Origin of the sequence: Leucobacter rhizosphaerae (assembly GCF_022919175.1) — a bacterium.
In the GTDB taxonomy this organism is placed as follows: domain Bacteria; phylum Actinomycetota; class Actinomycetes; order Actinomycetales; family Microbacteriaceae; genus Leucobacter; species Leucobacter rhizosphaerae.
In genome coordinates this window covers 1,593,432-1,604,616 of sequence record NZ_CP095043.1, presented here as the reverse complement: position 1 = coordinate 1,604,616, position 11,185 = coordinate 1,593,432, and the positions used below count along the sequence as shown (strand labels likewise).

Sequence of the window (11,185 nt, the reverse complement as noted above, 5' to 3'; positions counted from 1 at the left end):
GGCTCGGACGCTTGCGCATCTCCCCGCGAGCAAGGCCCAACTGGGACTCGACACCGAGATCCAACCTAACCTGCGATTTGGCTGAAGACAAGGCGAGTGCCGGGTGTGAAGGAGCTCATCAGACGAAGAATCCCCGATGCCGCGTGAGAAAGAAATTCCTGAACTCGCCCTCATACTTCGACGTTACGATTCGTCATATGGGATTGCTCGAGGGGAAGGTCGCACCGATGCGGAACGTCAAATCGCTGGTCCTGGTGGGAGCCGCGTGCGCTGCCCTAGCCGTGACGCTGAGCGCGTGCGCGGGATTCGGAAGCAGCCCGACAGGCACCGACGGCACCACACCCAATGGAGGAGACGCGAGCGTGAACACCGAAGACATTCTCGGAACCTGGTCGATCGACGCGAAGGGCACACCCACCTTGGAGTTCGCGGAAGACGGTGCGGTCAGCGGGACTGACGGTTGCAACGGCATCTCCACGACCTACACCGTTGAGGGGGATCGAGTCGTACTCGAGCAGTTCGCCTCCACGATGATGGCCTGCCAGGGCGTTGACGATTGGCTTCGCGGGGTGCGCGAGGTGACCGTCGACGGCGACACCCTCGTCGTGAAGAACGCCTCCGGCACCGAGATCGGACAGCTCGAGCGCCAGTCCTCATAGGTCCGTTCTCCACTGTCCTGCTGGGGTGCGTCGCACCACTACCCAGCGAGGTCCTCGACATCGTCCGTGCCTGATCCCGAACTGAGACTGTTGCCCTGATTCGAGTCTCAGTACGCTAGCGCTCATGGGGCGTGCGTCGGCGCACGCGGGATCAGGGGACTGCGATGGAAACCGTACTGTTTGTCACCCAGTTGCTGGTGGTGCTCGGCTGCATCGTGATGGGCACCCGCTCCAGCGGCGTCGGCCTGGGCCTCTGGGGAGGCACCGGAGTCGCGATCCTGGTCTTCGTGTTCCAGCTGGCACCGGGCAACCCGCCGGTCGACGCGCTGCTCATCGTGCTCGTGGTCGTGCTCGCGTCGTCGATGATGCAGTCCGCGGGCGGCATCGACTGGATGGTGTCGATCGCGGCGAAGCTGATCGAGAAGAGCCCGAAGCAGATCACGCTGGTCGCCCCGCTCGTCGCCTTCCTCTTCTCCGTCGGGGCCGGCACGTCGAACATCCTGTACCCCCTGCTCCCCGTGATTCAGGATCTCGCGTACCGCAACGGGATCCGGCCCTCCCGCCCGCTGTCGCTGTCGGTCGTCGCGACGGGTGTGGCGCTCGCGTGCAGCCCGGTCTCCGCGGCGATGGCGGCCATGGTCACGCTCACCGACACGGCGCCGTGGAACTTCGAGCTCGTCGACATCCTGAAGGTGACGATCCCGGCCGCGGTCGTCGGGATCGTGCTCTCGAGCATCGTTGTGAATCGGCTCGGCAAGGACATCGCGGAGGATCCCGAGATCCAGGCCAAGATCGCCGCCGGCGATATCCCCGCGCCGCACGCGAATGCGCAGGCGGTGCGCGCCGAGGTCACGGTCACGAAGGCCGGGCGCAACGCGGCCACGATCTTCCTGCTGGGGGTCGCGGCGATCGTCGTCTTCGGTCTCTTCAAGGGGCTCCGACCGCTCGACGCGGAGGGGGATCCCGTCGCGATGACCCCGATCATCGAGATCGTGATGTTCGTCGCCGGCACGCTCATCCTGCTGGTGTCGCGGCCCAAGGTCGCCGAGATCCCAACGATGACGGTCTTCAAAGCCGGTATGGTCTCGGCGATCGCCCTCTTCGGCCTCGCGTGGCTCACCGATACATTCCTCGGGGCGCATACGGAGCTGATCGCGGGCGGCGTCGGCGGCCTCGTGACCGCGGTGCCGTGGATCTTCGCGCTCGGCGTGTTCCTCGTGTGCGTGCTCACCACGAGCCAGTCGACCGCCACCCGGACGATCGTGCCGATCGGTCTTGCAGCTGGGATCCCCCTCGGGCTGCTCTCGGGCATGTGGGCGGGTGCCTTCGCAGGCATCTACCTGCTGCCGACGAACGGCTCGCAGATCGCGGCCGCGAACTTCGACACCTCCGGCAGCACGAAGCTCGGCACCAAACTCGTCGACCACTCGTTCTTCGTGCCGACCCTCGTGCTCGCCGCGACGACCATCGCCGCGGGTGCCGCGTTCGGCGCCCTCTGGGGCGGGTAGCGGTATCAGGTCACCTCAGGTTCCCCCGGGCCCCCGACTCAGCGCAGGTCGCGGAACGTGTCCCAGGAGCGCTTGCACGCGTACGCGAGCGCGTCGATGTGCTCGCGATCCTCGGTGATCCAGTCCGTGCCGGGTTCGTGGAGCTCCGCGGTCGCCGCGGCCCCGAGCAGGAACTCCCGCAGGAACTCGGCCTGCACCGCGCCGAGTTGCAGCCCGGCCTCGTGCGCGTCCTCGGCGAGCAACCGGAACTTGGCGCCGTCGGCGCGGATCTCCTGGCTGCCGAGGTACGGCTGGTTGAGGAGCACCGCGGCGGGATCCGTGACCTCGAAGCCCTCGCGGTGCGCGGCAGCGAGATCCCGCACCGCCTCAGGCCGCATGGTGGGCGGATCCTCGGGGTCGCGCTCGTTGCCGTGGTGATCTCCGCGATTCGAGAGGGCGACGACGGCCGGCAGGCGATCCTGCTCCGCCCGCGCCACCGACACCGCACCGTCGCGCGTCGTGGTGGTGTTCATCGTGTCGTGGAACGAGAGCCGCGTGAACGAGCCGCCGTGCGCGAGTCCGTGCGCCAGGAAGAGATCGGTCAGCTCGTCCCGCGTGCGCTCGTAGACCCCGAGGCCCTGCTCGGCGGCCGCGGCGAAGGCCTCGACGAGGCGCGTCAGCTCGGCATCGGTCTCGGGGATCTCGAGGATCGGAAAGAACGAGAACGTGACAGGTCGAATGGCGTCGACCCCGCTCAGGTCGACGGGCTGCCAGGCGCCCGCGTCGCGGACACGCCTGACCGCGGCGGTGAGATCGGCACGGACGTCGGCCGGCTTCGGCCGGTTTGGATCCCGCACAAGCCGGGGGTGCGGGTTCACGACCGCGACGATGCGCGGATCGATCTCGGCCCAGCGGCGCACCACGGCAGCCGTCGAGACGTCGCTGAAGTCGTACTGCAGCCGCCGCGTGAGCTCCGGGGAGAGGAACTCGGCAACTTCCTCAGGAATCGCGGCCCCGGCGTGCGGCGCGCTCACGAGCACATCGGCGTCGATGATCGCCTGCTCGAGGCTCCGGGTGTCGGGATCGGCGTAGTGGGTGATCTGCTCGGCGGTGAAGACCGTCCCGGCGGGGATGAGATCGAGGTCGCTGGCGCTCATGTGCCCAGCGTATCCCCGGTGGCCGATCTCACCTAGGCCGCGAGCCCGCGGTTCTTCCGGCGGATCTCCTTCGGGGGCTTTCCGCCCAGGAACGACGCGCTCGAGTCCACGATGAACCCCTGCCGCAGCGCCTCGCGGCCGATGAGCATGCGGAACACCATCTCGTCGCGGTCCGTGAGCGTCACTTCGGCCGGGATCCGCCGCCCCGCGAGCTCGATGTCCATCATCACCACGAGCCTCGCCTGCGCGTGGCCGGAGGAGCTGCGCACGGTGCGCCGATCGTGGATCGGCAGCTCGACGGTCACGGTGTCGGATTCCGAGAGCTGCCACGGCTGCACCGTGAATCGCACCCACGGCGTTCCGTCGCGCTCGAACTCCGCGATGCCGTCGGCGTGCAGGGCGGAGGTCTGCGCGCCGGTGTCGATCTTGGCCTTCACCCAGGAGACTCCCACGCCCGGCAGACGCACCCATTCACGCCAACCCGTGAGAGTGCTTGAATGGTGGTGTCCGATCACCCCTCTATCTTGGCAGGTGCACACGTTGAAACTCGCGATCTTGTCGCGCGCCCCCCAGGCGTACTCGACGCAGCGGCTCCACGCCGCCGCGCTCGACCGCGGTCACTCCGCCCGTGTGCTCAACACGCTGCGCTTCTCGATCGACCTCGCGGGTGAGGATCCGGACCTCCTCTACCGCGGCAAGCAGCTGAGCGATTACGACGCGATCCTGCCCCGGATCGGCAGCTCGATCACCTACTTCGGCACGGCCGTGGTGCGGCAGTTCGAGCAGATGGACGTCTACACACCCAACACGGCGAACGGGATCTCGAACGCCCGCGACAAGCTGCGCGCGACCCAGATCCTCTCGCGCCACAACATCGAGATGCCGGCGACCGCGTTCGTGCGCAACCGCGCGGACGTGCGGCCCGCCATCGAGAGCGTCGGCGGTGCGCCGGTCGTGATCAAGCTGCTCGAGGGCACGCAGGGCATCGGAGTGATCCTCGCCCCGCAGGTCAAGGTCGCCGAGGCGATCATCGAGACGCTGCACTCGACCCGCCAGAACGTGCTGATCCAGCGCTTCGTGTCGGAGAGCCGGGGCCGCGACGTGCGTGCGCTCGTGGTCGGCGACCGTGTGGTCGCGGCGATGCGCCGGATCGCGAGCGGTGACGAGTTCCGCTCGAACGTGCATCGAGGTGGCACCGTCGAGGCCGTGCAGCTCGATGCGGCGTACGAGGAGGCCGCCGTGCGCGCGGCGCAGATCATGGGGCTGCGGGTCGCCGGCGTGGACATGCTGGAGGGCGACGAAGGGCCGCTCGTGATGGAGGTGAACTCCTCTCCCGGGCTGCAGGGCATCGAGAGCGCGACGGGGCTCGACGTCGCCGGCGCGATCATCGACTACATCGCGAACCAGGTGAACTTCCCCGAGATCGACGTGCGGCAGCGCCTCAGCGTCTCCACCGGCTACGGGGTGGCGGAGCTGTCGATGCACGCGGGCGCCGAGCACGTCGGCAAGACGCTCGGCGAGCTCGGGCTGTGGGATCGTGACATCACAGTACTGACCCTGCACCGCGGAGTGCAGGTGATCCCGAACCCGAGAAAGCACGTCGTGCTGGAAGCGGAGGATCGTCTCCTCTGCTTCGGCAAGCTGGAGGAGATGCGGTCGATGATCCCGGAGCGCAAGCGGCGCCGCGCGCGGGTGCGGAAGCTCTCCAAGGAGGCCCGGGAGCTCGCGGACGGCTGAGTGGCCGTCCGCGAGCCCCGGCGCGCTACGCCCGGTCGGCCGTGAGCTGGAACTCCACGAATCCGGTCGGCTCCACGGAGACGAATCCGAGACTCGGCGCCTCGACGCCGAAGTCGGCGAAGGTGATCGGGATCGACCCGGCGATCGCGGCGGTCGTGCCGTCGCTCTGCACCTCGACGGTCGCGGTGACGGTCTGCGTGACGCCGGCGATGGTGAGGTCGCCCGTCGCCTCGGCCTGCACGACGTCGCCGGAATCGGGGGCGGACTCGAGTGTCACCGGGCTCGTGAGCGTGAAGGTCGCGGTGGGGTTCTCGGAAGCCCGCAGTGCCTGATCGCGGAAGTACGCGTCGCGCTGGTCGCTGTCGGTGGTGATGGAGGCCACGTCGACGGTGAGCTCCGCGGCCTCGAGGGTGAGCCCGGTGGCATCGATCGTGAAGCGGCCCTCGACCTGGTCCGTGCGTCCGGTGACGGTGACGTCCGTGCCGTTGAGCACCTCGTCGACGCGGTAGCCGGCCTCTGAGGCGTCGGCGACCTCCCAGGTGCCGGCGAGCGCCGTGGGGTCCAGCGCGCCCGCGGACGGGTTCATGACGTCCTCATCGGCGCTCAGCGAGGGCGCCTCCGCAGCCGGGGGCGCGATGAAGTCGCGGTAGATGATGGGGCCCGCGATCGCGGCGGCGCCACCGACGATGAGGACGCCGACTCCGACGCCGATGAGGACCTTCTGGGATTTCTTCACGCGTGCTCCTGACGTCGACTGGAGTTCCAGGCTCGCAGCCGCGGCAATGAATCCCCTCAGAGCCGATCGAGAGGAACCTGGCAATCCGGCCGTCGCTCGCGGGCCCGCGCGAGTCGCACGCGCACGCGGGTGCCCGACGGCACCGCAGCGCGAGGCACCCGCGAGCAATGCGCCCGCCGCGCCTACCGCACGCGGAGTGCCGGCGCCACGCTCACGGTGAAGTCGGAGACCTCGCCAATCTCGTCGCCGTCGACTTCGATCACGAGCGGGCGCGGGAGGGAGACCCGCACGCGCGTGGCGCGCAGGTGGGTCGTCGTGTCCGAGCTCTCGGCCGATGCGGCGCGAGTGATGAGCCGCTTCAGTCCGTTGTCCCACATCATGTTGCGCATGGTGTCGAGCCAGGCCGCGACACCGTCCGCGCGCAGCACGAGCAGATCGAGCTCGCCGTCGTCGGGTGCGGCATCCGGCAGCAGGGTGATCCCGCCCTGAATGCTGCCGCAGTTCGCGATGAGCAGGGTGTGCGCCTGCTCCAGCACCGGTTCGCCGTCGTCGAGCGTCAGCGAGAACTCCACCACCTCGGTCGACGACGCGGCGCGACCGAGCGACTCGACGTACGCGAGCCAGCCCGCCTTCGCCTTCAGCTCGTCGTCCGTCTCGACGATCATCTGCGCGTCGATCCCGAACCCGACCATCACCACGAAGCCGGCGCTGGCGGTCGAACCGTCGGCGAGGGTCGTCTCGATCGTGCCGAGGTCGAGTGGCACGGCAGCGCGTGTGAACGCACGTTCGAGCGCGGCGCGCGGGGTGCTGAGCGGCACTCCCAGATTGCGCGCCAGCAGGTTGCCGGTGCCGAGCGGCACGATCCCGAGGTCCGCGGCGGGCGAGCCGGAGGCGCCGAGGCGCTCGGCCACCGCTCGCACGGTGCCGTCCCCACCCGCGGCGATCACGACGGTGCATCCCGCGTCGAGCGCCTCGCCCGTCGCGCCCTGGCCGGGATCCTCCGGGGTCGTCTCGAACCACAGCACCTCGGGCGCGGGATCCTCGGGCCCGAGCGTCGCGCGCAGCGCGGCGTCGAGCGCGTCCTGCAGCTCGCCGCCGTCGGCCTTCGACGGATTCCAGACGATGCCGTACGTCTCGGTCTGCGTGTCGCCCATGGCGGTGTCCCCTCGGTTGTGGGCGGCGGGCACTCGCCGCCGCGGGTCGTGCGATCCGAAGATCGCCCTACAGCTCGGCGAGCAGCGCCTTCCAGTGCGCTCGCCACTCCTCGATCCGGTTCCCGTCGGGCAGGCCGTCCTGGCTCACCGCGACGATCACCTTGTCGTCGGTCTTCGGGCTCGCGGCGACCTCGACCCGGCCGGCGCCGTCGAGGTCCAGACGCCAGAAGGTGCGCTTGTCGGTGCGGGATCGCCGCGGCTCCCCGGGCGCGTGCCCCAGGTGCTCGGTGCGCGTCTCGGCGAGCGCGGCCCAGGCGTCGATGATCGCGTCGCGATCGGCCGACAGCGTGCGGCTTGCGCTCACCCGGAACGTCCCGGTCGACGACTGGCCCGGCACCCGCAGGCCCGCGTGCTGCTCGTAGGCGATGGCGATGCCCTGCGCCCACCAGTCGGGGTTCGCGAGGGTCTCGGGTACCGCGGCGCGCGCGACGATCGCGATCTTCGGGTGGGGGAGGGTGCGGGCGCCCTGGGACTCGAAGATCTCGACCCACTCCGCCCAGCTGCGGCCGGTCGCGCGCTCGATGCCGGGGATGCTCTCCGCACGGGTCTTGTTGGTCTCGGACTGCGCGGCGTCGCTCATGATCACCCTCCCGTCGGTCTGGCGTCAGTCTATCCACCCGGCGTGCTTGAATGGAGGCATGAGTGATGCGGGGACGAGTGCGGTGCGGCGTGGGGAGTGAGACGCGGGTGACCCGGGAGTCCCGGCGCTATGCGGAGCGAGAGGTCTCCCAGCACCGCTCGGCGGCCGCGGGCGACCCGGATCTCGACCTCGAGTCGTCGGGCACGGTGCCGCCGCGGGATCCGCAGGCGTTTCGCATCGACCTCGAGCGCCTCCGCTTCTCCTCGTACTTCGCGCGACTCTCGGATGTCACCCAGGTGGTGCCGCGCTCCGGCGTGGGGCCCGTCATGCACAACCGGCTCACGCACTCCCTGAAGGTCAGTGCGGTCGCCCGCGTAATCGCGTCGCAGCTCGCGGGGCACGCGACGCGGCACGCCGAGTTCGCGCGGGGCGAGCGGAGCGAGGACGACGCCGTGGGAGCCATCGTCACTCGGCTCGGCGGCTGCGACACCATCGTCGTCCAGGCCGCCGCGCACGCCCACGACCTCGGTCACCCGCCGTTCGGGCACCTCGGCGAGCGGGTGCTCGACCGAGTCGCGCGCGAGCGGTTGGGGCTCGCGGAGGGGTTCGAGGGCAACGCGCAGACGTTCCGGATCGTGACGCAGCTGGATACGCTCGGACGCGATTTCCCGGGCCTGAACCTCACCGCCGCGGTGCGCGCGGCGACGCTGAAGTACCCGTGGACCCGGGCCGAGTGGATCGGCACGAGCCTCGACGAGATCTCCGTGACCGAGCGGCCGCGCGGGGTGGGCGACGATGTTGTGGGCGGCGCCGAGAAGTTCTCCGCCTACGCGCTCGACGCCCCGGAGATGGCGGAGGCGCTCGCCGCGTTCCCGAACATCGGCCGCGGTGTGCAGACGGTGGAGTGCGCCGTGATGGACCTCGCCGACGACATCGCGTACGCGGTGCACGACCTCGACGACTTCACCCGCGCGGGGGTGCTGCAGCAGGCGGCCGTCTCCGGGGAGTTCCGGGCCTGGCTCGACGGTGCCGCGGAGTTCGCCGAGATGTCCCTGCCGGATCCGGCGACCCGGTGGCTCGCTCCCGGCTGCGCGCTCGAGCTGCTGTGGCGTCGCCTCCGGCTCAAGGACGGCTGGATCGCGGACCGCGACGCCTTCGCGGCGGCGGTGCAGCGGGTGAGCGACGAGATCGGCGATGCGCTGCTCGCGGTGCCCTACGACGGCGGGATCGAGAGCGAGCGCGCCGTGTCGGGGTTCACGCGGCGATGGATCGAGCACCTCCGCACCTCGATCGTGGTCGAGGCGCACCCGCACGTACGGAGCGGGCACGTGCGACTGAACCAGCAGGCCTGGCACGAGGTGATGGTGCTGAAGTTCGTGCACGCACATTTCGTGCTGGAGCGTCCCGAGCTCGGGCAGCCGCAGCGGGGTCGCGCCCGCATCGTGGCCGGGCTCGCGCTCGGGTTCGAGGAGTGGCTCGATGATCCCGCCGACGCGGTGCGCGCGCCGCGCCGCCTGGTCGAGTGGATCGACGAGGCGACCGAGGCGACCTTTGAACTGCGCCGCGACCGTCCGGAGCTGCTGAGCGGCGATGTCAGCGACGCGGGTCTCGTGCGGCAGGGGCGCACGCGGGCGATCCTCGACTACGTCTCCTCGTTCAGCGATCAGCAGGCCATCACGACGTATCGAGCGCTCAGCGGGGGAGATCATTGATGAGTGGCACACGGATTCGGGATCGCGGGACGCGGGATCGCGGACGCCTCGTCGACGAGCTCATCGCCGTCGGGCGCGACGCGGTGGGCCGCGGGCTCGTGCTCGCGAGCGCCGGCAACCTGTCGGTCCGGGTCTCCGAGCGCGAGTTCCTGGTGACGGCAAAGGGCAGCTGGCTGGATCGTCTCACCCCCGAGAGCTTTGCGCTCCTGACCCTGGACGACGACGAGACCGGTGCGCCGGTCGATGTCGGGCCGGAACCATCGAGCGAATGGAAGCTGCACCACCGCGCCTACCGCGCGCGTCCCGACGCCGAGTGCGTGCTGCACCTGCACCCGCGCACCGCCGTGGTGCTGGCGAGTCTCGGGCGGCCGATCCGGCGCCTCACGCTCGATCACGCCTATTACCTGGGCGAGATCGCGGTGACCCCGTTCTTCCACAACGGCACCGATGAACTCGCCGACACCGCCGCAGAGGCGCTTCGCGATCACGACTGCGTCGTGATGCAGCACCACGGATGCTCGGTCGTGGCCGGTGATGTGCAGATGGCGTACCGCCGTGCGCTCAACCTCGAGGACGCGGCGCAGGCGACGGCGCTCGCGCTGCAGCTGGGCGACTTGGACACGGTCTTCCCGGACGACACCGCGACCCACGCGTAGGCGAGGCGCCGTGAGTGCCGCCGCGCCGCTGGCCCGCAACCCCTCCACCGAACGCCCCTGATCTGCGCGCACACTTCGGAGGCGCTCGGCGAGAAAGGAGACGTTCGACGCACGTATCGTCCATCACCAGAGTCGGCGCCCCGGCGGATCGAGTGGGATACGAAAGGCGTGCAGCATCTCGCCGAAGCGTTTTGGCGTCGAGACTTCTGGGACGCCCCACCTGATGAATCGGTTGCCGGTGGTCGCGGTGATCCAGTCCTCGCGACGCTTCTCCTCGAGCATGGCTTCGCCGGGGCTCAGACCTCCTCGAAGGTTCGGGTCCAGATACTTGCTCCGCCCATCGCACTCGCCGAAGATTGCACGTCCAGAGAGATGGAAATCGACGAAGTAGCACACGCCGCGAGGCGACGGCACGGCATATTGGGGTTCCACGGCAATACCGAACTCGTGGAACCGCCAACGGCTGGTGCTTTCGAGTGGCGAATCGGATCGCGCGTCCGCGAAGCTGACGACGCTTCGAAGGAGTCTCACGCCTCGTTGCCCGCGGGCGGCGCGGAGGCGCTTCTCCATTGCCAAGCGCCACAGTTCCGTCGCCTCACGATCGACCCGTCGTTCGCGTCGTGCGTGTCGGGCGAGAATCGAATCCGCGAACGTGAGGAGTTGTTCGGGGCGGGTGTGCGTCGTTGAGAGGTCGACCAGGGTCCTCTCCGGCGCCGTGCACCGAAACCCGTGGATCTCCGTGACATCGCATTCGTCCACTGCGAACTGGTGCCTTACCAGCGTCGGGGTGCGGCCGTGCGCGGAGGAGGAAATGATGTGTGGAGCAGCATCTTCGAACTGCCAGATCGGACTCCCGAGCAGTGCCGCTGCCGACTGATGGGAGAACACGGGTCGACTTCGAGTTTCTCGCGAAGCGACGATCACCCGTGCAAGATGACGCTGGTGGGGGAACCACTGATCCCAGACGGAGGTCGGCACGACTCCTCCTTTCCCGACCCGACGCCACGTCTTCGCGCGGAGTCGCCGAGCGATGTCACGGCGGGAAACGCCCTCGCGCAGATACGCATCGATCGTTCTGATGTGCTGCGCGACGGTGTCGATGTGATCGGGGGTCATCGTTCGAGTGAAGCCCAAACGCGTGCGGAACGGAGCCCGAACCGGTTCCATGTGGATCGATGGGCCCTGACACGCCGCTGTGAGCGGATGCCTCTGCAGATGCGACCCGCGCGGCCAGGTACCTCGAGCCC

Annotated in this window: 11 protein-coding genes; 5 read left to right on the top strand and 6 right to left on the bottom strand. The window is 69.4% G+C overall.

Annotation, left to right across the window (positions count from 1 at the left end):
• Positions 1-362: 362 nt before the first annotated feature.
• Together MUN76_RS07355 and MUN76_RS07350 are read left to right on the top strand one after the other, a co-directional pair.
• Complete coding sequence (locus MUN76_RS07355; protein ID WP_244688478.1) at positions 363-659, top strand: META domain-containing protein; 297 nt, start codon at positions 363-365, stop codon at positions 657-659.
• 164 nt (positions 660-823) lie between these two features.
• Entirely contained in the window at positions 824-2,167 is a 1,344-nt protein-coding gene (locus MUN76_RS07350) for an anaerobic C4-dicarboxylate transporter (protein ID WP_244688476.1), read from the top strand.
• A 38-nt stretch (positions 2,168-2,205) separates the two neighbouring features.
• Here the strand turns inward: MUN76_RS07350 and MUN76_RS07345 are convergent, their stop codons facing one another.
• On the bottom strand, positions 2,206-3,303 hold the full coding sequence (locus MUN76_RS07345) for an N-formylglutamate amidohydrolase (RefSeq protein ID WP_244688474.1): 1,098 nt from the start codon (positions 3,301-3,303) through the stop codon (positions 2,206-2,208).
• A 32-nt stretch (positions 3,304-3,335) separates the two neighbouring features.
• On the bottom strand, positions 3,336-3,818 hold the full coding sequence (locus MUN76_RS07340; protein WP_429953310.1) for an ATP-dependent zinc protease family protein: 483 nt from the start codon (positions 3,816-3,818) through the stop codon (positions 3,336-3,338).
• 25 nt (positions 3,819-3,843) lie between these two features.
• On the opposite strand from MUN76_RS07340, the gene MUN76_RS07335 reads away from it, so the two are divergent.
• Positions 3,844-5,040, top strand: a complete 1,197-nt coding sequence (locus MUN76_RS07335; protein WP_244688470.1) for a RimK family alpha-L-glutamate ligase — start codon at positions 3,844-3,846, stop codon at positions 5,038-5,040.
• Between the two features lie 25 nt (positions 5,041-5,065).
• Here the strand turns inward: MUN76_RS07335 and MUN76_RS07330 are convergent, their stop codons facing one another.
• From MUN76_RS07330 to MUN76_RS07320, 3 genes are all read right to left on the bottom strand, one after another.
• The gene (locus MUN76_RS07330) at positions 5,066-5,776 is read right to left on the bottom strand and encodes a YceI family protein (protein WP_244688468.1); all 711 of its coding nucleotides are present in this window, start codon (positions 5,774-5,776) and stop codon (positions 5,066-5,068) included.
• 182 nt (positions 5,777-5,958) lie between these two features.
• On the bottom strand, positions 5,959-6,930 hold the full coding sequence (locus tag MUN76_RS07325) for a diacylglycerol/lipid kinase family protein (RefSeq protein WP_244688466.1): 972 nt from the start codon (positions 6,928-6,930) through the stop codon (positions 5,959-5,961).
• Positions 6,931-6,997: 67 nt separating this feature from the next.
• Positions 6,998-7,570: a hypothetical protein gene (locus MUN76_RS07320; protein WP_244688464.1), complete on the bottom strand. Its 573-nt coding sequence runs from the start codon at positions 7,568-7,570 to the stop codon at positions 6,998-7,000.
• A gap of 107 nt (positions 7,571-7,677) precedes the next feature.
• Here MUN76_RS07320 and MUN76_RS07315 point away from each other — a divergent pair, with 107 nt between their 5' ends.
• Both MUN76_RS07315 and MUN76_RS07310 read left to right on the top strand, forming a co-directional pair.
• Positions 7,678-9,282: a deoxyguanosinetriphosphate triphosphohydrolase family protein gene (locus MUN76_RS07315; RefSeq protein ID WP_244688463.1), complete on the top strand. Its 1,605-nt coding sequence runs from the start codon at positions 7,678-7,680 to the stop codon at positions 9,280-9,282.
• The gene (locus MUN76_RS07310) at positions 9,282-9,938 is read left to right on the top strand and encodes a class II aldolase/adducin family protein (protein ID WP_244688461.1); all 657 of its coding nucleotides are present in this window, start codon (positions 9,282-9,284) and stop codon (positions 9,936-9,938) included. The genes MUN76_RS07315 and MUN76_RS07310 overlap by 1 nt, the downstream gene beginning before the upstream one ends.
• A gap of 123 nt (positions 9,939-10,061) precedes the next feature.
• Here the strand turns inward: MUN76_RS07310 and MUN76_RS07305 are convergent, their stop codons facing one another.
• Positions 10,062-11,054: a hypothetical protein gene (locus MUN76_RS07305; RefSeq protein WP_244688459.1), complete on the bottom strand. Its 993-nt coding sequence runs from the start codon at positions 11,052-11,054 to the stop codon at positions 10,062-10,064.
• Between the last annotated feature and the right edge of the window lie 131 nt (positions 11,055-11,185).